Source organism: Variovorax sp. GW821-FHT06D12, assembly GCF_059419205.1.
In genome coordinates, this window is record NZ_JBWKRI010000001.1 from 253,898 (window position 1) to 275,474 (window position 21,577).

The 21,577-nt window shown below is 68.6% G+C and carries 22 protein-coding genes; 10 read left to right on the forward strand and 12 right to left on the reverse strand.

Annotated features, from left to right (window positions below; all coding sequences use genetic code 11):
* Nucleotides 1-7: 7 nt before the first annotated feature.
* Nucleotides 8-394, forward strand: coding sequence for a DUF4150 domain-containing protein (locus AC07SQ_RS01170; protein ID WP_056580973.1), 387 nt, complete (start codon nt 8-10; stop codon nt 392-394).
* A 15-nt stretch (nt 395-409) separates the two neighbouring features.
* Here the strand turns inward: AC07SQ_RS01170 and AC07SQ_RS01175 are convergent, their stop codons facing one another.
* From AC07SQ_RS01175 to AC07SQ_RS01205, 7 genes are all read right to left on the reverse strand, one after another.
* On the reverse strand, nt 410-1,396 hold the full coding sequence (locus AC07SQ_RS01175) for a tripartite tricarboxylate transporter substrate binding protein (RefSeq protein WP_495271613.1): 987 nt from the start codon (nt 1,394-1,396) through the stop codon (nt 410-412).
* Nucleotides 1,397-1,491: 95 nt separating this feature from the next.
* Nucleotides 1,492-2,568 carry a patatin-like phospholipase family protein gene (locus AC07SQ_RS01180; protein WP_495271298.1) on the reverse strand — a complete coding sequence of 359 codons (1,077 nt, stop codon included), beginning with the start codon at nt 2,566-2,568 and terminating at the stop codon, nt 1,492-1,494.
* On the reverse strand, nt 2,565-2,978 hold the full coding sequence (locus AC07SQ_RS01185) for a type II toxin-antitoxin system VapC family toxin (RefSeq protein WP_495271297.1): 414 nt from the start codon (nt 2,976-2,978) through the stop codon (nt 2,565-2,567). The genes AC07SQ_RS01180 and AC07SQ_RS01185 overlap by 4 nt, the downstream gene beginning before the upstream one ends.
* Nucleotides 2,979-2,991: 13 nt before the next feature.
* The gene (locus AC07SQ_RS01190; protein WP_056580961.1) at nt 2,992-3,249 is read right to left on the reverse strand and encodes a type II toxin-antitoxin system Phd/YefM family antitoxin; all 258 of its coding nucleotides are present in this window, start codon (nt 3,247-3,249) and stop codon (nt 2,992-2,994) included.
* Between the two features lie 77 nt (nt 3,250-3,326).
* Nucleotides 3,327-5,702, reverse strand: coding sequence for a Tex family protein (locus AC07SQ_RS01195; RefSeq protein ID WP_495271296.1), 2,376 nt, complete (start codon nt 5,700-5,702; stop codon nt 3,327-3,329).
* Between the two features lie 79 nt (nt 5,703-5,781).
* Nucleotides 5,782-6,696, reverse strand: coding sequence for a sensor histidine kinase (locus tag AC07SQ_RS01200; RefSeq protein ID WP_369647059.1), 915 nt, complete (start codon nt 6,694-6,696; stop codon nt 5,782-5,784).
* Nucleotides 6,697-6,787: 91 nt separating this feature from the next.
* Nucleotides 6,788-7,582 carry a LuxR C-terminal-related transcriptional regulator gene (locus AC07SQ_RS01205; protein ID WP_062472928.1) on the reverse strand — a complete coding sequence of 265 codons (795 nt, stop codon included), beginning with the start codon at nt 7,580-7,582 and terminating at the stop codon, nt 6,788-6,790.
* 379 nt (nt 7,583-7,961) lie between these two features.
* Here AC07SQ_RS01205 and AC07SQ_RS01210 point away from each other — a divergent pair, with 379 nt between their 5' ends.
* The 8 genes from AC07SQ_RS01210 to AC07SQ_RS01245 all read left to right on the forward strand — a co-directional run bounded on the left by AC07SQ_RS01210 (nt 7,962) and on the right by AC07SQ_RS01245 (nt 13,663).
* Nucleotides 7,962-8,654 (forward strand): hypothetical protein, encoded by a 693-nt coding sequence (locus tag AC07SQ_RS01210; protein WP_495271295.1) that lies wholly within the window; start codon nt 7,962-7,964, stop codon nt 8,652-8,654.
* Nucleotides 8,655-8,732: 78 nt separating this feature from the next.
* A complete protein-coding gene (locus AC07SQ_RS01215; RefSeq protein ID WP_223301314.1) occupies nt 8,733-9,773 on the forward strand; it encodes a hypothetical protein in 1,041 nt (346 codons plus the stop codon).
* A 23-nt stretch (nt 9,774-9,796) separates the two neighbouring features.
* On the forward strand, nt 9,797-10,135 hold the full coding sequence (locus AC07SQ_RS01220) for a hypothetical protein (RefSeq protein ID WP_062480212.1): 339 nt from the start codon (nt 9,797-9,799) through the stop codon (nt 10,133-10,135).
* 91 nt (nt 10,136-10,226) lie between these two features.
* Nucleotides 10,227-10,736, forward strand: a complete 510-nt coding sequence (locus AC07SQ_RS01225) for a hypothetical protein (RefSeq protein ID WP_495271294.1) — start codon at nt 10,227-10,229, stop codon at nt 10,734-10,736.
* 56 nt (nt 10,737-10,792) lie between these two features.
* Nucleotides 10,793-11,155, forward strand: a complete 363-nt coding sequence (locus AC07SQ_RS01230) for a GIY-YIG nuclease family protein (RefSeq protein ID WP_492696225.1) — start codon at nt 10,793-10,795, stop codon at nt 11,153-11,155.
* The gene (locus AC07SQ_RS01235) at nt 11,152-11,592 is read left to right on the forward strand and encodes a MarR family winged helix-turn-helix transcriptional regulator (protein ID WP_495271293.1); all 441 of its coding nucleotides are present in this window, start codon (nt 11,152-11,154) and stop codon (nt 11,590-11,592) included. The genes AC07SQ_RS01230 and AC07SQ_RS01235 overlap by 4 nt, the downstream gene beginning before the upstream one ends.
* Before the next feature lie 68 nt (nt 11,593-11,660).
* Entirely contained in the window at nt 11,661-12,233 is a 573-nt protein-coding gene (locus AC07SQ_RS01240) for a DUF2239 family protein (RefSeq protein ID WP_070060635.1), read from the forward strand.
* On the forward strand, nt 12,230-13,663 hold the full coding sequence (locus AC07SQ_RS01245; protein WP_495271292.1) for an MATE family efflux transporter: 1,434 nt from the start codon (nt 12,230-12,232) through the stop codon (nt 13,661-13,663). The genes AC07SQ_RS01240 and AC07SQ_RS01245 overlap by 4 nt, the downstream gene beginning before the upstream one ends.
* 18 nt (nt 13,664-13,681) lie before the next feature.
* Here AC07SQ_RS01245 and AC07SQ_RS01250 read toward each other — a convergent pair whose 3' ends face one another.
* A complete protein-coding gene (locus tag AC07SQ_RS01250) occupies nt 13,682-14,158 on the reverse strand; it encodes a VOC family protein (RefSeq protein WP_139705849.1) in 477 nt (158 codons plus the stop codon).
* A gap of 285 nt (nt 14,159-14,443) precedes the next feature.
* On the opposite strand from AC07SQ_RS01250, the gene AC07SQ_RS01255 reads away from it, so the two are divergent.
* Nucleotides 14,444-15,640: a serine hydrolase domain-containing protein gene (locus AC07SQ_RS01255; RefSeq protein ID WP_495271612.1), complete on the forward strand. Its 1,197-nt coding sequence runs from the start codon at nt 14,444-14,446 to the stop codon at nt 15,638-15,640.
* A gap of 1 nt (nt 15,641) precedes the next feature.
* Here AC07SQ_RS01255 and AC07SQ_RS01260 read toward each other — a convergent pair whose 3' ends face one another.
* From AC07SQ_RS01260 to AC07SQ_RS01275, 4 genes are all read right to left on the reverse strand, one after another.
* Nucleotides 15,642-18,056, reverse strand: coding sequence for a TonB-dependent siderophore receptor (locus AC07SQ_RS01260; protein WP_495271291.1), 2,415 nt, complete (start codon nt 18,054-18,056; stop codon nt 15,642-15,644).
* A 103-nt stretch (nt 18,057-18,159) separates the two neighbouring features.
* A complete protein-coding gene (locus AC07SQ_RS01265) occupies nt 18,160-19,176 on the reverse strand; it encodes a FecR family protein (RefSeq protein ID WP_495271290.1) in 1,017 nt (338 codons plus the stop codon).
* Between the two features lie 81 nt (nt 19,177-19,257).
* Nucleotides 19,258-19,767, reverse strand: a complete 510-nt coding sequence (locus tag AC07SQ_RS01270; RefSeq protein WP_495271289.1) for an RNA polymerase sigma factor — start codon at nt 19,765-19,767, stop codon at nt 19,258-19,260.
* A 211-nt stretch (nt 19,768-19,978) separates the two neighbouring features.
* Nucleotides 19,979-21,415 carry a PAN domain-containing protein gene (locus tag AC07SQ_RS01275; RefSeq protein WP_495271288.1) on the reverse strand — a complete coding sequence of 479 codons (1,437 nt, stop codon included), beginning with the start codon at nt 21,413-21,415 and terminating at the stop codon, nt 19,979-19,981.
* Nucleotides 21,416-21,577 lie beyond the last annotated feature (162 nt).

Sequence of the window (21,577 nt, forward strand, 5' to 3'; positions counted from 1 at the left end):
CTGAACCATGTTCGCCAACGCACAGATGATGGGAATGGACCTCGCGTTTCCCGATGTCTGCAAGACACCGCCCGCGCTGCCCGTGCCCTACCCCAACATCGCGCTCGGGCCGACGGCCCTGCCCAACGCCTGGAACATCCTGTACGGCGGCACGCCCGTGCACAACATGGCGACCACCACGCCGATCACCAACGGCGACAACGCCGGCGTGCTGATGGGCGTGGTGTCGCAGACGGTGATGGGGCCGTCGCGCCACATCACCGGCGCCTTCACGGTGCTGCTCAAGGGCACGCCGTGCACGCGCATGACCAGCCTGGCGGTGCAGAACCGCTGCAACATCGTGGGCATGCGCATCGTGCCCAGCCAGTTCAAGGTGCTGGTGCTGGCCCCCTGAAACAGCACTGGAGGCTCAGTCGAGCTTGACGCCCGCCGTGCGGATCACCTTGCCCCACTTGGGGGTCTCGGAGGCAATGAAGGCGTCGAACTCCTCGGGCGTGCTGCCCGCCGGGAAGGTGCCCATGGCATCGAGCTTGGCGCGCGTCTCGTCGCTCTTGATGATGCGCGCCACCTCTTCCGACATGCGCTTGACGATCTCGCGCGGCGTGCCCGCCGGCGCCAGCATGCCGGCCCAGGTGCTGCCGGTGAAGCCCGCGAAGCCCTGCTCGATGAAGGTGGGCACGTCGGGCACGGCCGGCAGGCGCTTGTCGCCGGCCACGCCGATCAGACGCACCTTGCCGGCCTTGCCCTGGTTGATGAGGCCCGTGGGCGCATCGAAGAACAGCTGGATCTGCCCGCCCATCAGGTCGGTCAGTGCGGGCACCGCGCCGCGGTACGGGATGTGGATCATGTAGGTCTGCGTGAGCGACTTCCACAGCTCGCTCGTGAGGTGCGCGGCCGAGCCGTTGCCCGAGGAGCCGAAGCTCACCTTGCCGGGGTGCTTGCGGGCGTAGTCGATGAGCTCGCGCGCGGTCTTGAACGGCGCGTCGTTGTTCACCGCCGCGAGCAGCGGCGACACCCCCATCAGCGACACGCCCACGAGGTCCTTGCGCGGGTCGTAGGGCAGCTTGGGGTACAGCGTGGTGTTGGCCGTGTAGGCCGCGATGACGACGCCGAAGGTGGTGCCGTCGGGCGCGGCCTTGGCCACGGCATCGACGCCGATCAGGCTGTTGGCGCCGGGCTTGTTGTCGATCACCACCGGCTGGCCCAGGCGCGTCTGCAGGCCCGCCTGCACCAGCCGCGCCATCTGGTCGGTGAAGCCGCCCGGGGTGTAGGGCACGACGATGCGGATCGGCTTGCTCGGCCAGGCGCTCTGCGCGAAAGACGGTGCGGCCAGGCTGGCAGCGGCGGCCGCGGTGGCGAGGGAAAAACGGCGGCGGGAGAGCGTGGCGTGCGGCATGGTCGGGAACCCTTCGGATGGCATGGATCGGACCATTCTCGAAGCGCGCTCCTGCGCCGGCGCTCAGGGTTTGTCCCCGACGGGACAAGGTGGGCTCAGAGCGGCAGGATGTCGCGCGAACGCCCGTCGTCGCCGAGCCAGGCCTCGAACTCGTCCGACAGCCGCGTCGCCTCGCGCGTGGCCTGGCCCCAGGCCGCGATGCGGGCCTGCGCGTCGTTCGCGAAGCGGATGAAGTCCTTGCGGTCGGGCAGCTTGCCGTGCGGCAGCGTCTTCACCCATTCGGGGTTGGGCGCGAGCACCACCATGCGGTCGAGAAAGCGCGTCGACTTGTGGCGCCAGCGCAGCCCCTTGTCGAGCCAGCCCGGCACCACCGCCTGCTGGAAGTGCGGGTACAGCACGATGCCTTCGTCTGCGGGCTGGTAGTCCAGGTGCAGGTGGTAGTCGGTGATGCCGCCGTCCCAGTAGGCGCCGCGCGGCGCGCCCGGAATGTCGTGCACCGCCGCCAGCAGGAACGGAATGGAGCACGAGGCCTGCAGCACCCGGTTGAAGTTGGCCTCGCTCAGCGCGTGCTGGCGCGTGCGGAAGTCGGTCGTGCCGAAGGGCAAGGCCGCGCCAGGCGTGGAGAACACGCAGCGCTCCAGCCAGGCGCCCAGGCTCTTGCGGTGCAGGCTGTTGCTCGCGAAGGCGCCCAGGTAGCCGACCGGCGTGCGCGCCCTGCCCTCGCGCCCCAGGATGTGACGCCCACGCGAGGTCACCACATGCAGCCGGTAGCGCGAATGGCCCAGCACCTCGCCGATGCGTCCGCCGTAGAAGGTGTCGAGGCTTTCCGCGAAGCGTTCGCTGAGCTGGTGCGGACTGAGCCGCTTCTGGCCCGGCGGCACCTCGAACTGCTGGCGCACGTAGTCGTGCTCGAAGCGCCCGAAGGCCGCCTCGGGGTCCGACAGGCACGCCGTGGCCAGCCGCCACGCCCCGATCGACGCACCCACCAGGTCCACCGGCTGGCTCGACTGCGTGAGCCAGCGCCCGAAGATGAAGCGATCGAGCGGCCCGAGGATCAGCCCCTTGGGCCCGCCGGCCGCACCGGGGATGGTGCGCACGTCCTGCGGACGCAGGCCATGCTGCTCGATGTGCTGGCGGGCCGCGGGGCCGGCGTAGATGCGCAGGGCTTTCATGCGGCACCCGTTTCGAAGGGATTGAAGACCTCGACACCGAAGCCGGCAAAGTCGCCGACGTTGCGCGTGACGACGGTCAGGCCGTGCTGTTTCGCCGTGGCGGCGATCATGGCGTCTTCGTACAGCGTGACGGAGCTGCGGTGCATCAGCCGGGCCCACAGCCTGAAGGTCTTCGCATCCATCGGCAGGACGTTGTACGACGCAGCGACCAGCTCGACCCATTGCTCGATCTCGTCCGCCTTCGCGGCATCCTGTTCGCGCGTGAGTTCGATGCCGGCCTGGATCTCTCCCAGCGTCACGGCCGACAGGTGAAGTTCGTTGTCGGGAATGGGCGCCAGCCACGCCAGGACGGCCCCATGAGGCCGAAGCCGGCGCAGTTCGGAAATGACGTTCGTGTCCAGAAGGTACATGCCGCGCGCGCCTTCAACGGGCCGGGGTGACACGTCGCCTGCGTGCGGCACCGCGCTCGGGCACGAGGAACTCGGTGCGCGCCTCGTCGGTGCACAGCAGCTCCTTGAGCGAGGGTTTGGCGATGGCATGCAGCCGCCGCCATTCCGCGGCCGGCACCAGCACAGCCGCCTCGGCACCGCGCCGGGTGACCATTTGCGGCCCGTCGTTCAGACAGGCCTCCAGGAATTCGCTGAAACGCGCTTTCGCGTCTTGTACCGGCCAGGTTTTCATTGGCGCCACCCCATCAGACTAGTTAGATGACTAGTTAGATGACTAGTTTAACGGGATGGCCTTCGATCTGCTGGCGGTTACTTGCGCAACCCCTGCAACTTGGCAAACGCACTCGCCATCTGCCCCGCCGGCTGCGGCGAGTTGTCGCGCCGGCCTTGCTGTTGCTGGCCGCGCCCTGCCCCTTCGAAGCGGTTGTCGCGCGGACCGTCGCGGCGTGCGGGGGCGGCGTCGAGCTTCATCGACAGGCCGATGCGCTTGCGGGCCACGTCGACTTCCATCACCTTGACCTTGACGATGTCGCCGGTCTTGACGACTTCGCGGGCGTCGTTGACGAACTTGTGGCTCAGCTGGCTCACGTGGACCAGGCCGTCCTGGTGCACGCCCAGGTCGACAAAGGCGCCGAACTGGGCCACGTTGCTCACGGTGCCCTCGAGGATCATGCCCTCGGTGAGGTCGGAGATGTCGTCCACGCCGTCGTTGAAGCGCGCCACCTTGAAGTCGGGGCGCGGGTCGCGGCCGGGCTTTTCGAGTTCGCCCAGGATGTCCTTGACCGTGATGACGCCGAACTTCTCGTTGGCGAACAGCTCGGGCTTCAGCGTCTTGAGCATGTCGGCGCGACCCATCAGCTCGGCGATGGGCTTGCCGGTCTTGACGATGATCTGCTCGACCAGCGGGTACGTTTCGGGGTGCACGCCGGTGATGTCCAGCGGGTCGGCGCCGTCGCGGATGCGCAGGAAGCCGGCGCTCTGCTCGAAGGCCTTGGGGCCGAAGCCGGTCACGTCGAGCAGCTGCTTGCGGGTGGAGAACGCACCGTTGGCCTCGCGCCAGCGCACCACGGCCTTGGCCACGCTGGCCGACAGGCCGGACACGCGGCTGAGCAGCGGCACGCTGGCGGTGTTCAGGTCGACGCCCACCGAGTTCACGCAGTCTTCGACCACGGCCTGCAGGGTGCGCGCGAGTTCGCTCTGGTTCACGTCATGCTGGTACTGGCCCACGCCGATGCTCTTGGGGTCGATCTTCACGAGTTCGGCCAGCGGGTCCTGCAGGCGGCGCGCGATGGAGGCGGCGCCGCGCAGGCTCACGTCCACGTCGGGCATTTCCTGCGAGGCGAATTCGCTGGCGGAATACACGGAGGCGCCGGCTTCGCTCACCACGACCTTGTCGACCGTCATTTCGGGCGCACCGGCCTGCGCGGCCATCTTGGCCAGCAGCTTGATGAGGTCGCCGGCCAGCTTGTCGGTCTCGCGGCTGGCGGTGCCGTTGCCGATGGCGATCAGGTTCACACCGTGCTTGGCGCACAGCTTGCCCAGCGTGTGCAGTGAGCCTTCCCAGTCCTTGCGCGGCTCGTGCGGGAACACGGTGGCGGTCTCGACCAGCTTGCCGGTGGAGTCGACCACGGCCACCTTCACGCCGGTGCGGATGCCGGGGTCCAGGCCCATCACGACGCGGCGGCCGGCGGGGGCTGCCAGCAGCAGGTCGCGCAGGTTGTCGGCGAACACCTTGATGGCGACCTTTTCAGCGTCTTCGCGCAGGCGGGTGAACAGGTCGCGCTCGGTCGACAGGGCCAGCTTCACGCGCCAGGTCCAGGCCACGCACTTGCGCAGCAGGTCGTCGGCCGGGCGGGCCGCGTGGCTCCAGCCCAGGTGCAGCGCGATCTTGCCTTCGGCGATGCTGGGCTTGCCCGGCTCGGGCTCGACGGGCAGCACGAGCTTGGCGTCGAGCACTTCGAGCGCACGGCCGCGGAACACGGCCAGGGCGCGGTGCGAGGGCACGCGGCCGATGGGCTCGTCGTAGTCGAAGTAGTCGCGGAACTTGGCGATGTCGGCGTTGTTCTCGTCCTTGCCGCTCATCAGGCTGGACTTGAGCAGGCCTTCGTTCCAGAGCCATTCGCGCAGGCCCTGCACGAGCACGGCGTCTTCGGCCCAGCGCTCGGACAGGATGTCGCGCACGCCGTCGAGCACGAGGGGCACGGTGGAGAAATCGGGGCCCGGCTTGCCGTCGTCCAGCGTGGTGGCGGGCTGCAGGAAGGCCTTGGCTTCCACGGCCGGGTCGAGCGTGGGGTCGGCCAGCAGCTTGTCGGCCAGGGGCTCGATTCCGAATTCGCGGGCGATCTGGCCCTTGGTGCGGCGCTTCTGCTTGAACGGCAGGTACAGGTCTTCGAGTTCCTGCTTGGTGGGCGCGAATTCGATCGCGGCGCGCAGCTCGGGGGTCAGCTTGCCCTGCTCGTCGATGGCCTTGAGCACCGCCACGCGGCGGTCTTCGAGTTCGCGCAGGTAAGACAGCCGGGCTTCCAGTTCGCGCAGCTGGATGTCGTCGAGGCCGCCCGTGACTTCCTTGCGATAGCGGGCAATGAACGGAACCGTGGCGCCTTCGTCGAGCAGTTCGACGGCGGCCTTCACCTGGTGCTCGCCGACCTTGATTTCAACGGCGAGCTGGCGAATGATTTTCTGCATGTCTTGAGCGCGTCCCTGGCAAAGCGCGGAAGTTTGCCATAGGCGACGAGGCCCCCCGCCGGGCACCGGCGTGGGATGGTTACAACGTGCTCTCGGCCGGCGCCGCGACCGCCGACTGCGGCAGCACTTCGCCGGGCATCACGAGCCGGATGCGCAGCCCGTGCGGCGCTGCGTCCATGACGGCCAGCTCACCGTGCAGCGCATCGGCGCGCTCGCGCATGCTGCGCAGGCCCTTGCCGCCGGCCTCGCCGGCCGCCGCATCCAGGCCGCGCCCGTCGTCGAGCACTTCGAGCACCAGCCCGTGCGAACGTTCGCGCGGGCCGAAGCGCACCTCCACGCGGGTCGCCTGCGAATGCCGCAGCACGTTCGACAAGGCCTCCTGCGCGATGCGGCACAGCTGCATCGCGGCCTCGGGCGACAGCGGCGGCGCCAGCACCACGTCCTGCACGTTCCACACGAGCGTGATGCCGAGCCGGTCGAACGCCGGTTGCAGCCGGTAACGCAGGTGGCCCAGGCGCTCGCCGATGCTGGTGTCGGCTTGGTCGTCGAGGGAGTCGACCGTCAGCTGCAGCTCCAGCAGGCAGGCCTGCAGGGCCATCGACAGCTCGCGGGCGTCGGCGGAGCGCGGGTCGTAGCTGGCCATGAGCGCCACCAGCCGCGAGCCGACACCGTCATGCAGGTCGCTGGCGATGCGGCGGCGCTCGGCGAGCACGGCCTGCGCCTGGCGGTAGCGCACGAGGCGGCGCCGCGTGAAATACCAGGTGGCCACGATCATGCAGAGCACGGCGACGTTCACCCCCTGCAGGGCCCAGAAGGCGGCCGGCACCTCGGTACCCAGCGTGGTGATCGCCGAGGTCGCGCGAATCACCTGCCCTACCACCGGCGTCAGGTGCAGCGCGAATGCGAGCCCCACCCACAGCAGCATCCGCTGGCGCGAGGCACGCGGCCACAGCCAGACCAGGAGCACACACCAGGCGGCGATCGAAAGCCACACGAACTGGTCCTCCAGGAAATACGGCGGGAGCGGGGGCGCGGGCGCGCGCATGGGTGGCTCCGCTGCGAACGCGGCGCGCCCGAAGCGCGCCCTAGAGCAGCCCCCGGTGCGAGGCGAAACTCACGGCCTGCGCGCGGGTGTGGGCGTGCAGCTTGCGGTAGATGTTCTTGACGTGCGCGTTAACCGTCTGGGCACTGATGGTGAGCTGCAGGGCGATCTCTTCCGTCACATATCCCGTGGCTACAAGTCGCAACACTTCACGCTCCCGTGCCGACAGGGTCGCCTTGCTGTCCGGCGGGCGCACCGGGCTCGGATTGGCGCGCTGATGGTCCAGGTGAACGAGCAGCCGCCGCGCCAGCCGGGGGGTGATGGCGGCCCCGCCATTCACCACCTGCAGCACGGCCTGGGCATAGCTCTGGAACCAGGCGTTCTTCACCAGGTAACCCGAGGCGCCGAGCTCGAAGGCATGCAGCACCTGGGGCTCGTCTTCCAGCGCGGAAATGACGATGATCTCGGCGGCGCTGCGGTGCTTCTTGGCCTCTTCGATGAGCTCGAATCCGCTGCCGTCTCCGAGACGGATGTCGACCATGAGCACATCGAATTCATGCTGCATCAAGAGGCGCCTTCCCTCGCGCAGGGAGCCGGCCTGGCCTTCGAGCTGGATGCGCAGATCGCCCAGCAGTTCCTGGGCGATGACACGGCGGACAAAGGGGTCGTCGTCGACGAGCAGGACACGAACGGGCTTGGTTTCCTGGCCCGTGAGGTAGTCCGGCCACGGCAGGGTATCCGCCGAGGGAGCCAGCAGCCCACCGAACTGGCCGGGATTGGAGAATTTCCTAGCGCCACCACCGACATCGGTCAATGAAATGTCGAGATCGTTTTCCATTTAAGCCCCCTTGTCACAGATAAAAGTCGCGACTTCGTGAACAAAAGTTAATCGATTTCTACTCTTTTTCCGGCTATCGGCTTTTTTGATTACCTTGGTTTCTTTCGGTTGCAATATTGCCAGATTGTGAACGAAAGTGATAGTGGCCACGAGGGAAACAGGGCCGGAAACCGGTCCCCCGCCCGCGCCGAAAACGCGGCCGGGCATTGCTTTCGCCATAGCCTTGCACTACCCAGCCTGAGGCATTTTTCGATCCCTTCCCCCCGCTGAAACTGCATCCCGGTCGCAACGGAATCCATTCAATCCGTGCTCGCTGACCGTCGCTGATGGCCGGATTCCCCGGCGATCGGGTTCGTTTCAACACTATCGAGGAAGCATCATGAAGAAGACTCTTATCGCCATGGCAGTGGTTCTCGTGGCTGGCATCGGGACCGCAACCGGCAGCAGCGTGGCGCTCGCCGTCACCAACACCACGACCGGCTCCTCCAGCTCGGCAGGCTCGGTCGCCGCCAGCTCCGGAACGGGCAGCGCACTGAGCTACAACGCAGCCAGCTCCACCTCGTCGGCCACGGCCAACGCGGCGGGCGGCGCAGCAGGCAATGCCTTCCTGCGCGTCGGCGGCGCCAGCGCCAGCGGCTCGGCCACCACGCAAGGACGCGTGACCAGCGTGGCAGCAACGACCGGCAACGGCGTGGCTGCAGGCGGTGCGAACGCACAGGCCAATGCGACCTCGAGCGCCAATGCGAACTACGCCGGCGGCGGCGCCAACCCCGTGAGCGGCTCTGCAGGCGGCGCAGCCGGCTCCACCACCAACAACACCGCAGCCACCGCTGCAGGTCCTGGCGGCGGTTTGGCTGTGGTGACGCGCACCTCGGGCACGACGGCCGGTTTCAGCGCCAATTCGGGCGCGGTCAACGGCATCGTCAACGGCACGACGACCTCGGCCACGTCGGGCTCGACCGGCGGTTCCACGGGCGTCATCAACTTCGCCGTGGGCAACGCAGCGGGCTTCAGCAACGGTGGCGGCACCGCCGGCGGCGCGATCTCCGGCGCAACGGCCAACGCTCCCTGAGCGATCCGGACCATCGGTTGTTGGACCAGAAACGGGGAGGGGCACGCCCCTCCCCTGCTTCCCAAAGGAGTCGAAAAAATGAAAACACTGATTGCCCTGACCTTGCTGGGCCTGTCCGCCGGCGCCTTGGCGCAGACCACGGCGGGTGGCGCCAACAACCAGTCGCAGAGTTCAGCCACCACCAACGCCCAGGGCAACACCCAGGCGGTGAATTTCAACAGTTCCGCCCCCTCGGAAGTCACCTCCCGGGCCACGGTGGACAGCAACAGCACACAGAACATCAACAACACGGGCGCGACGACCAGCACCGTCGACTACCGTGGCAGCTACACCGTCAAGAACGTGCCCTCCGTGAGCGGCCCGAACCTGACGACCAGCAACGACACCTGCATGGGCAGCACCAGCGCCAGCGCCAACGGCGCAGGGGTCGGGCTGAGCTTCGGCACCACCTGGACGGACGAACACTGCAAGCGCCTGAAGATGAGCCGCGAGCTCTGGAACAAGGGCATGAAGGCAGCGTCGCTGGCCATGGACTGCATGGACCCGGCAGCCCAGGCGGCCCTGGAGATGACCGGCTCGAAGTGCCCGCAGTCGATGACCGCCGAAGAACGCGTGAGCGCGTTCGGACCGCAGGCCTCCTCGGCCGGCGCGCCCGTGGCGGCACGTCCGGCGGCGCCGGTGGCACCCGTGGCCGCGGCTCCAGCACCTGCGCCGGCTCCCGTGGCGGTGGCCGTGCCCCAGCCGGTGGCGCCCGTGGCACCTGCGGCGCCTGTCGCGTTGGCGCCGGCCCCGGCACCCGCGCCGGTCGTGGCGGTGCAGCAGCCCGCCGCACCGGCCACGCTGGTCGAGGCGATGCCCATGGCAGCCCCGGCGCAGGAACAGCCGGCGCCGCAACCCGCGCCGGCCGCGACCGCCGTCCCGGTGTCTGCGCCGGAAGTGGCACCGGCCCCCGTGGCCGCAGCGCCCGCCGAAGAAGCCGCGGCACCTGCGGCGGAGCCGGCACCGGTCATGGCGAGCGCCGTGGCCCCGCAGCCGGACATCCTGGAAGCGCGCATCACGCGCCGCCTGCCGGCTGACCCGGCCGACGAGGTGGCTTCGGCACCGGCCGACGCGCAATGAGGTCGGCTCTGGAGTCCATCACCATGAACACCAGGACCGTTCCTCTCTGGCTGGCCGCCTGTTGCGTGGCGACGGCATCGGTCGCCGCCACGCCGATCATCCGCATCGAGCGGATGCCCATGGGCAGCGGCCTGCAGAACGCCAGCGGCACGGAAAACGCCGAGCCGGTGGGCGACTACGGCGTCTGGCACGTGCCGCAGTACATGCCGGGGTTCCCGACCTCGGCCACCATCTGGCCGCGCGTCGTGATCATCCAGTGCAACGTCACGCGGTGCAGCGGCTACGAAGTGACGCCCGAACTGGGCCGGGGCGAGTACCTGTTCTTCCGGCCCGCGGAAGACAGCAGCGTCGGCCGCAAATAGACAGGCGCGCAGACGCCGCCTTTTCGAACGATGCGCCGCCGGGTCCGCAAGGTCCCGGCGGCGCGCGGCCGTGTGCGTATACCCTTCGCGCATGCACAACCCCCTCGTGCGCGCCTTGCGCGCCCTGTTCCGCGCCGTTGCCACCACGATCCTCGTGCCGGTGCTGCTGTTCGAGGAATGGGGCTGGGCCCCGCTCGCGGCGCTGGTTGCGCGGCTGGCGCGCCTGCCCTTCTGGGCGCGGCTCGAGAACCTGCTGCGCGCGCTGCCGCCCTGGGGCGCGCTGCTGGCGTTCTTCGTGCCGATGCTGCTGCTCTTTCCGGTGAAGCTGCTGGCGCTGTTCCTGTTCGGCCGCGGCCACGCGTTCAGCGGCATGGCCGTGCTGCTGCTGGCCAAGCTCGCGGGCACGGCGGTGGTCGCGCGGATCTTCCAGCTGGTCGAAGGCTCGCTGATGCAGCTGACCTGGTTCGCGCGCTGGTACCCGCGCTGGAAAGCCTGGAAAGACCAGGTGCTGACACGGGTGCGCGAAAGCCGCCCCTGGCGGATCGTGCGGGCGGTGCACCGGCGGGTGCTGCGCGGCTGGCACCGGCTGCGCGCCGAGTGAATCTATTTTTACCCGGGTGTATTGTGTTTTATATTTTGCCCGGGTAATATTTGGAGATGAATCCATCTCCTTCCACCCGACGTACTCTCGTCAAGCAATACAAGGACAGCGTGCGCCCCGCCGGCGTCTTCGTCATCCGCAACCTGATGGACGGCCGCGTCTACGTGGCCGGCAGCCTCGACGTCGAAGGCGCCATGAACCGCGCCCGCTTCGAGCTGAACCTGCGCTCGCACCGCAACAAGGCATTGCAGCGCGACTGGGTGGCGCAGGGCGCGACGCACTTCGGCTTCGAGGTGATCGACCGGGTGAAGGAGCGCGACGACCCCGCCTTCGACCGCGCGGCGGAGCTGGAAAAGCTGCTGGAGCTCTGGCGCGAGGAACTCCAGTGCACCACTGACAAGGGCTACAACACGCCATGAGCACCGACGCACTGGGCTTTTGCCTCGACCTCGGCCGCGCCCACGCCAGCCTGAGCCTGAAACTCAACGAGGACCTGGGCGCCTTCCACGGGCTGGACTACGACGACTTCACCCTGCTCCACCTGTTGCTGCGTGCCGGCAACGGCGCCATGCCGATGGCCGAGCTTGCGCACACGCTGGGGTTGCCAATGTCGGCGCTCGTCCGCAAGATGGTGCTGCTCGAAAAGACCGGCCTGGCCGAGCGCACGACGGGACCCGATGACGACCCCCAGCGCCATGCGAATATTCGCAGCGGCGGAAAGAAGTTGATGCAAGCCGCCATCACCACCGTCGAAGCGATCTGCGTCGATGCCGTGAAATCGCTGGACCCGCAACGCCTGCCAGACCTCCATGCCGCGCTGCGGGTGCTGTGCGATCACGACACGCCGCACGCCTGAACCGTCCTGCGGGTAGATTACGAACCTCGTTTCGTTCCGCCCGGATCGACAACCCAAAAAGAATCTGCATGTCACCCGACGAACTACCGACCACATTCACTGCGTTTGCCGGCTTCCAGCGCGTCGCCGCCGGCACCAAGGCCCAGGTGCTCACGCAACTGCGCGAGCGCGGCGACGCCGCCACCTGCCTCGTGTTCGACGACCAGACCGGCGAGCAGCTCGATGTCGACCTGCGCGACCCCAAGGCCATCGAAACCTCCGCGCTCGAAGCCGAGAAACACGAAGACGCGCCGCGCGGCGTCGGCCGTCCGCGCCTGGGCGTGGTGGCGCGCGAAGTCACGCTGCTGCCGCGCCACTGGGACTGGCTCGGCCGCCAGCCGGGCGGCGCCTCGGTGGCGCTGCGCAAGCTGGTGGACGACGCACGCCACGTGCACGCCGACCGCGACACGGTGCGTGCCGCGCGCGAAGCCACCTACCGCTTCATGACCGCCATCGCGGGCAACCTGCCCGGCTTCGAGGAAGCCACGCGCGCGCTGTTCGCGGGCGAGCATCAGCGCTTCAGCGACCTCGTGGAACCCTGGCCCACCGACCTGCGCGTGCACCTGCATAAGCTGTCGGCCGGTGGCTGGGGTGCTGCATGAGCGCGGCGCCCGATAGCACCACCACCACCGGCCCCAGCAACCCGAGCGGACTGCGCGGCGTGCCCGTGGCGCCGGTGGGTGCGCCGCGTCCGCTGTGGAAGGTGTTCCTGTTCTTCCTGGCGCCGATGTTGCTCAGCAACATCCTGCAGTCGCTCTCCGGCACCATCAACAACATCTACGTCGGGCAGATGCTCGGCGTGAGCGCGCTGGCGGCGGTGTCGAGCTTCTTCCCGGTGATGTTCTTCTTCATCGCCTTCATCATCGGCCTGGGCGCCGGTGCCTCGGTGCTCATCGGCCAGGCCTGGGGCGCGCGCGACGCGGCCAAGGCCAAGGCGGTGGCGGGCACCACGCTCACGGTGGGCCTGCTGCTGGGCCTGGCGATCGCGGTGTTCGGGGGCCTGTTCACGACGCCGATGCTGGCCATGCTGGGCACGCCGCCCGACGTGCTGGCCGACTCCACGCGCTACGCCCGCATCATGCTGATCGCGATGCCCGGCGTGTTCCTGTTCCTGCTGGCCACCGCCATGCTGCGCGGCGTGGGCGACACCATCACGCCGCTGCTGACGCTGCTGATTTCCACGGCCATCGGCCTGGTGGTCACGCCCGCGCTCATCCGCGGCTGGGGCGGGCTGCCGCAGTTGGGCGTGGCGGCCGGCGCGTGGGCCTCGGTGCTGTCGTTCGCGGTCGCGACCACGTGGTTGGGCTTCCGGCTGCGCCAGAAAAAGAGCCCGCTCGCCCCCGACGCGGAGTTCGTGCGCTGCCTGCGCATCCAGCCGCAGCTGCTGAAGGCGGTGCTGAAGATCGGCGTGCCCACCGGCGTGCAGATGATCGTGGTGGCGCTGGCCGAAGTGGTGCTGCTGTCGATGGTCAACAGCTACGGCTCCAACGCCACGGCCGCCTACGGCGCGGTGAACCAGGTGGTGGCCTACGTGCAGTTCCCGGCCATCTCGATCGCGATCACCACGTCGATCCTCGGCGCGCAGGCCATCGGCGCGGGCCGCGCCAACCGGCTGGGCGCGATCGTGCAGACCGCGCTGGGCATGAACCTCGTGCTGACGGGCGGGCTGGTGCTGCTGGGCTATTTGTTCTCGCGTCCGCTGATGGGCTTCTTCATCACCAGCGCGCCGGTGATCGAGATCGCGCAGAACCTGCTGCACATCATGCTGTGGAGCCTGGTGCTGTTCGGCATGGCCTCGGCGATCTCGGGGATCATGCGCGCCAGCGGCTCGGTGCTGGTGCCGACACTGATCTCGATCGTCTGCATCCTGGGCGTCGAAGTGCCGGTGGCCTGGCTCATGAGCCGTCATTTCGGCATGGGCCTGGACGGGATCTGGGTCGCCTACCCGGTGACCTTCGGCGCGATGCTGCTGCTGCAGACCGCGTACTACCGCCTGGTGTGGCGCAAGAAACCGATCGGCCGGCTGGTCTGATCGCTGGCTCGGCGGGGTTCACTCCCCGTCGAAGGCCTTCTTCACCGTGGCGATGTCGAGCTTGATCATCGTCATCATGGCCGCCATCGCGCGGGCCGCCTTGGCCGCGTCCTTGTCCTGGAACATGCGAATAAGCGGCATCGGCGTGACCTGCCACGACACGCCGAAGCGGTCGGTGAGCCAGCCGCACTGCACGGGCTGGCCGCCGCCCTCGAGCAGCTTGTCCCAGTAGTAGTCGACCTCTTCCTGCGTCTCGCAGGTCACGATGAGCGAGATGGCCGGCGTGATCTTGTATTCGGGCCCGCCGTTGAGCACCATGAACGACTGCCCGTCGAGCTCGAAGGTCGCGGTGAGCAGCTTGCCCTTCTTGGCGGGATTCACATCGCCCCAGAGCAGCGTGTCGGTGAGGCGCGACTTCGGAAAGATGGCGGTGTAGAAATTGACCGCCTCCTCGCCGTTGCCGTCGAACCAGAGGCAGGGAATGATCTTCTGCATGGAATCTCCTTTGCTTGGATGATGAACCAGGGAGTTCAGTATCAAAGCCGAAGCGGCGCCCTGTCAACCTGCGCCGCGGCTGTCAGTGGGAAGTTCGCAGGCCGGGCCGCGGGCCACAATGGGCCGGTCCTTCGCTTCGGAACTGCCATGTTCGCCCCTTCCAGAACCCGCCTTGGCGCCCAGGCTTTGCTGACCGCCGCGCTCGCCGCCCTGGCGGTGTCGGCCGGCGCAGCCGATGCCACCTACCCCGACGCCGCCGCCAGCGACCCCGCCAGGCTCGGGTGGATGACCGGCTCGCCCCCGCCGCCCGAGCGCACGCTGCGCTTTGAGGACGGCAGCTATTTCCAGTTTCCGGCATTGCGCTGGAGCGTGTCGAATTTCCGCCAGCTGATGCCGACCGTGAACGTGTCGCGCGGGCTCGGTGCGCCCACCGCCCTAACCCAGGCCTTGCGCAAGGACATCGACACGCTGCGCTTCACGCCGCTCGATGCGAAAACGCCCATGACCTGGGACGCCTCGCTGGCCGCCACCTACACCGACGGCATCCTCGTGCTGCACCGCGGGCGCGTGGTCTACGAGCGCTACTTCGGCGTGCTGAGAGACGACGGCCAGCACGGCGCCATGTCGGTCACCAAGTCGGTGGTCGGCACGCTGGGCGCGATGCTGGTGGCCGAAGGCACGCTCGACGCCAACAAGCCGGTCGCCCACTACGTGCCCGAGCTCGCGATCTCGGCCTTCGGCAACGCCACCGTGCGCCAGGTGCTCGACATGACCACGGGCCTGAAATTCAGCGAGGACTACGCCGACCCGAAGGCCGAGGTCTGGGCCCATGCGCAGGCCGGCAACCCGCTGCCCAAGCCCAAGGACTACACCGGCCCGCGCAGCTATTACGAGTTCCTGCAGACCGTGCAACCCGAAGGCAAGCATGGCGAGGGCTTCGGCTACAAGACCGTCAACTCCGACGTGCTGGGCTGGGTGATCGCGCGCGCCACCGGCCGCACCGTGGCGCAGCTGCTGTCGGAGCGCATCTGGCGCCACCTGGGCGCCGAGCAGGACGCCTACTTCACCGTCGATTCGATCGGCACGCCCTTCGCGGGCGGCGGCCTGAACACCGGCCTGCGCGACCTCGCGCGCTTCGGCGAGATGCTGCGCAACGACGGGCGCGTGAAAGGCCGGCAAATCGTGCCCAAGGCGGCCGTCGAAGACATCCGCCGCGGCGGCGACAAGGCGGCCTTCACCAAAGGCGGCTACCCGCTGCTGCAGGGCTGGAGCTACCGCAACATGTGGTGGGTGACGCACAACGACCACGGCGCCTACATGGCGCGCGGCGTGCACGGCCAGCGCATCTACATCGACCCGAAGGCCGAAATGGTGATCGTGCGCTACGCCTCGCACCCGATCGCGGGCAATGCCGCGAACGACCCGGTGACGCTGCCGGCCTTCGAGGCGCTGGGGCGGCACCTGTTGGCACAGCGTCGCTGACCTACCAGCGGTAGGTCGCCGTGGCCGTCGCCGTGCGCGGGTAGCCGTAGTAGCAGTTGCGGTAGCCGCAGTTCGCGAAGTAGGTCTTGTTGGTCAGGTTGCGCAGGTTCAGCGCCAGGCTCCAGCGGTCGATGTCGTAGCCGAGCATGGCGTCGAACACCGTCGAGGCCGGCACCTTGCTCGGCCACGCGGCCTCGCCGTCGCCGTAGTTCGAGCCCGTGTAGCGCGCGCCCAGGCCCACCTTCACGCCGCCGGCGAAGCGGTAGTCCGCCCACACCGACAGCCGGTGGCGCGGCACGGCCGTGGCCTGCTTGCCGATCTCGCTCGTGTTGCTGCTGGCCGTGACGATGGCCCGCGGCGTGTAGCTGTACGACGCCGTGAGGTTCAGGCGCGAGGCGATCTCCGCCGTGGCCTCGAGCTCCAGCCCGCGCACCGAGATCTCGCCCGTCTGCTTGGGCATGAACTCGCCGTCGTAGCTGATGTAGTTCTTGCGCCGCAGGTCGAAGATGGCGGCGCTGTACATCGCCTTGCTGCCCGTGGGCTGGTAGCGCACGCCCGCCTCGTACTGCTTGCCGCTTTCGGGCTTGAACGGGTCGCCCGACACCGGGTCGATGGTGGCCGTGGGCGCGAACGACTCCGAGTAGCTCAGGTACGGTGCCCAGCCGCTCGGGTGCAGGTAGACCAGGCCGGCCCGGCTGGTGAACTTGTGGTCGCGCATGCGCTGGCGCGAGCCGTCGAGGCGGCTGTCCACGGTGCTGTCGGCGGTGTCGTAGCGCCCGCCCAGCGTCAGCGTCCAGCGCTCGCCCCACTTGATCTGGTCCTGCAGGTAGACGCCGGTCTGCGCAAGCCGCGTGATGCCGTCGAAATACGGCGCGGGCCGCTCGATCGGCCCGCCGTACACCGGCGCGTAGATGTTCAGCGGCGAGGCACTGCCGCCGCTGAAGGTGACCTGGTCGATGCGCGTGCGCTGGTAGTCCAGCCCGACCAGCACCTTGTGCTGCGTCTCGCCCAGGCGGAAGTCGGCCTGCAGCTGGTTGTCCAGTGCCAGGGCGCCGATGTTCTCGCGGCTGCCGAACACGCTGCGCGACATCTGCTGGAAGTTGAGCGGGTCGTTCGGCACCTCGGGGTTCAGCGCCATGAAGCCCTTCAGCTGCGTGCCCGTGTAGTCGAGCTTCTGGTGCGCATAGCGCGCGTTCTGCCGCACCGTGAAGGTGTCGTTGATGCGGTGCTCGAACTGGTAGCCGACCATCTGCTGGTCCTGGTCGAAGCGGTCGAAGCCGGGCTCGCCGACGAACAGCTTCGAGGGAATGGTGGTGCCGATCGCGGTCGGATCGAGCGAGCCGACCTGCGGCCGTGCGCGCGTGTAGACCCCGCCGCGCGTGCGCGAGAACTGCGACAGCAAGGTGAGCGTGGTGTCGCCCGACGGCTTCCAGGTGAGCGCGGGCGCGATGTACATGCGGTCGTCGGCCTCCTTGCCCGCCGGCAGTTGCGCGTCGCGCACGAGGCCGGTGATGCGGTACAGCAGCTTGCCGTCGGCATCGAGCGCACCCGAGAAATCGCCCGCGACCTGCTTGCGGGCGTGGTCGCCCACCTGCAGCTGCAGCTCGCGCACGGGCTCCGCAGTCGGGCGCTTGCTGACCACGTTCACCACCCCGCCCGGGCCGCTCATGCCGTACAGCACCGACGACGGGCCGCGCAGCAGTTCGATGCGCTCGGCGCCGTAGTTCTCGGTGCGCCACACGCCCCAGGTGCTGTTGTTGCGCAGCGGCAGGCCGTCGAGATAGAAGCCCGGCGAATAGGCGTCGAAGCCGCGCAGCGAGATCCAGTCGTAGCGCGAATCGGCACCGTAGGTGGTGGTCGACACGCCCGGCGTGTAGCCCAGCGCGTCCTTGAGGTTGGTGGCACCGATGGCCTCGATGCGGTCGGCCGTGATCACCGAGATCGACTGCGGCGTCTCGATGATCGGCGTGTCGGTCTTGGTGGCGGTGGCGCTGCGCTTGGCGACATAGCCCTGCACCCGGCCCGTGGCGCTTTCTTCGCCGTCGGCCACGACGGTCACCGCCGGCAGCGTGGAGGTGCCGCCCGTGGCGGGCGCCGTCTTGATGACCGCCGCATTGCCTTCCATCGTGGCCGCCAGGCCGCTGCCCGCCAGCAAACGGTCGAGCGCCTGCCGGGCCGTCAGGCTGCCCGAAATGGCGGGCGCGGTCTTGCCCGCGACCAGGCTCTGCTGCACGATCAGCTGGATGCGGGTCTGCCGCGCCCAGTCGTTCAGCGCCTCGGCCAGCGGCTGGGCGGCGATGTGGATCGGCTGGGGCGCGCCCTGCGCCCGGGTCATCAGGGGCGCGTTCGCCAGGGCCAGTGCAACGGCCAGGGCCAGCGGCGCGGGTGTCATCTTTGTTCTCAAGCGCTTCGTCATCGAACGTCTTCCAGGTAGTGAATGCAAATGGTTCCTATCTGGGCTGACGCACGAGCCGGCGGAATCCCCGTAGTGCCGGCGAGAAATTCTTGATTCTTTTGTTTCAGGGGGCCGGCAGGATTTCCGCGACCGTGCCGGTGTCCTTCAGCCGCACCGGCAAGGCGCTGGCCAGGGCGCGCCGCAGCGTGCGCGCGTCCCGCGGGTCGAAGGTGCCGCTCAGGCGCAGGGCCGCCACCGCCGGGTCGTTCACCACCAGGCCGGTGCTGCCGTAGCGCTCCAGCTCGGCCAGCGCGCGCGCCAGCGGCGTGTCGACGAAGCTCAGGCGGTGCTCGCGCCAGGGCGCGATGCCGTCGCGCGGCACGGCCGAGACGGCGGAGAACCGGCCCTGCGCATCGCTTTCCACCTGGCGGCCGGCGGTCAGGAAGACTTCGCTCGTCGCATCCAGCGCCCGGCGCACCACGCGCACCTTGCCCTCTTCCACCGACACCCGCGTGCCGTCGGCGCCCGGCATGCCGGGGGTGTGGCGCACGGCAAAGCGCGTGCCGACCACCCGCACGCGCAGCGGACCGGCCAGCACGTCGAACGGGCGTTTCGCATCGGACTGCACCGCGAACACCGCCTGCCCGTCGATCAGCGTCACCTCGCGGCGGTCGCGGAACAGGCGCACTTCGAGGCGGGTGGCGGTGTCCAGCCGCAGCCGGGAGCCGTCGGGCAGCGGCGCTTCGAGCTGCTGCCCGCGCCGGGTGGCGAAGGCCTGTTCGAACACGGGCTGGGCCTGCACGTGGTGCCAGCCGAGGTAGCCGGCGCCGACCGCCATGCCGGAGGCTGCCAGTACGAAAGCCGGCTTCAGGAAGCCGCGGCGCGTGGGTGCGGCGGGCGCGTGGCCTTCGAAGCCGCTTCGCCAACCCGCGACCGTCTCGGGCGCGATCGCGTCGAAGGCGCGCCAGCGCGACTCCCATTCGCGGAACGCCTCGCCATGGCGCGCATCGGCGCCGAGCCAGGCCTGGAACGCGCGCTCGTCGGACGCGCTCCATTGCGCGCGCTGGCGGCGGACGAACCAGTCCAGCACGTCCTGTCGCAGGCGCAGGGCTTCTTCGGACGGTGGCGACGTGAGGGTCATGACGTGGGGATCGTTCTTATGGGGGTAGACGCACGAGCGTGGTCAAACCCTGTAATGGGGCGTGTTCTGCGTTCTCTCATCTCACTGCGGCCCCCGCGTGCGCTCCAGGCACGCCCAGCACGCCTCCATCGCAATACGCAACTGCATCTCGACCGTCCGCACCGAAATGCCCATGCGCGCAGCCACCTCGGCGTACGAGAGCCCGTCGAACTTGTAGAGCACGAAGGCTTCGCGGCAGCGCGGAGGCAGCCGGTCGATGGTCTCGACCATGGCCGCCATGCCCTGGGTGGACGACAGGATGGCGTCGGGCTCGAAGGTGGGCGGGCCGATGCAGTCGTCGGCGTCGGGCGGTGCCTCATCGGACGCCGCCGTGTCACCGCCCGCGCGCACGCTGGTGCGGCGGTGGTGGTCGGTGACGAGGTTGCGGGCCGTGCGATACAGCAGCGCGCGCGGGTCGCGCACCACGCTGCCCGTGCGCTGCGCCTCGTACACCCGCACGTAGCTCTCCTGCGCCAGGTCGGCCGCGGTGGCGCGGTCGGGTACCTTGCGGGACAGAAAGCTCAGCAGCTCGCGGTAATAGCGTTCGAACACGGGCGCACCACAGCCGGAAAGGGTTGGTCGAAGTCCAGGGGCAGGTTGGCTTCGACACGGCGTGGCTACCTGAGAGATTCAGAACAAAAGAAAACGCGAGATTATGTGCGGGTTCAACCCGCCGATCGCCGAAGGGTAGGCATTTCGCCTGCCGCGCACGGCATGCGCGCGGGCTACCCTCCCCTTCGGCCCCGCCCGGACTCGCCCGGCCTCAGTTCCCGCACGCCGGGTGCTTCTGCCCTTCGGTGGTGTTCGGCAGGCCCAGGAAGTCCAGGATGTGCGGCGTCGTGCCGTCCACCTGCGTCAATGCGGTACCCCCGAGGCTGCCCACGCAGTAGCTGGGCTTGAGCGGGTTCTGGTGGTTGTTGTTCAGGATCAGCAGCGTGCTGCGTTCGGCCGCCGTCTGTCCGCCGTGGCTGCTGCCGGTGCCGCCGTGGTCCGAGGTGACGACGATCAGCCATTCTTCATTCGCGTAGTTCGGCCGCGACGTGAGCGCCGTGAGCACCTGCTGGATCTGCTGGTCTTCGCCGGCGATCTTGCCCTGGTAGTAGGCATTGAGCGGGTCGTAGCTCGGCGCGTGGACGTCAACGTTGTGCAGGTAGTAGAAGATCGCCGTCGGCGGGTGCTTCCAGCTCAGCCAGCCCTTCACCGCATCGGTGGCCTGCTGCGAGTTCTTGGCCGCGTTGGCGACCACGAAGTCGGCCAGCGCGGGGCGCAGGTTGTGGGTGATGTTGAACCAGTCGCCCACCACCGCGGTCGTGGCCGTCGGCCAGGCCGCCTTGATCTGGTCGAACACGTGCGTCTTCTTCAGCGGCAAGGTGGTGGTGTTCGAGGTCACACCGTGCTTGTCGGCCCAGAAACCGGTGAACACCGACGACCAGCCGGGTCCGCTCACGGTCGCCTGCTTGGTCCCGCCCGCCAGCACGTTGCCGTGGAAGGCGCCGCCGGCGATCAGCGCCGACATCGCGGGCGTCTGCACGCAGCCCGCGCACTGGATGGCGTCGCCCCGCAAGCCGTCGATGCCGATCAGCAGGATGTGCTTGTTGCCGGGCACGGGGTTGGGAACGCCCTCGCCCGCGATCAGCGAATAGTGGTCGTAGGGATTGCCGACGTAGTCGGTCTTCAGGCCTCCGATGTCGCTGGCGCGCTTGTCGCTCAGGTCGCAGCGCTGGTTGGTCTTGTGGTAGTCGAAGGACTTGCACCACGACGAGCGGCTCGCGTCGGTGCAGGCGTTGGCGCAGTCGGCGGGCGTCACGCCCTGCAGGGCCTCGGTGTTGTAGCCGCTGATGGCCGCATTGGGCGTGCGCGCGAAAGGCTTCAGCGGATCGGGCTTGAGGCTGTAGTGGTCGTAGGGGTTACCGGGGTAGTCGGTCTTCAGCCCGCCCACGTCGGCGGCGCGCTTGTCGCTCAGGTCGCAGCTCTGGCCAGCCTTGTTGTAGTCGAACGAGACGCACCAGGCGCCGCGTGGCGCGCCCAGGCAGGCCGACGCGCACATCTCGGGTGTCGACTGCGTCAGGTTCTCGATGTTGTTGCCGGAGATGGCTGCGTTCGGCGTGGCCGCGAAAGCGTCCAGCGAGGCAGCGCTTGCATGTCCTGCCAGCGCTGCGAACAGCAGGCCCGCCAGGGATGCACGGATCGATGACTTCATGAGGTCTCCTCATCACAGGGTCGTGGGGTGATTCCCGGGTGCCGCCTCGCCGTTTTCTTCCGTGCGAGTGCAACGCCGGGCGGAGTAAATCACCGCCGCCTGCCATCGATCCAATTCAAAAATCTTCGATGTTGTATTGAGCAGAGCTATACATCGCCACGT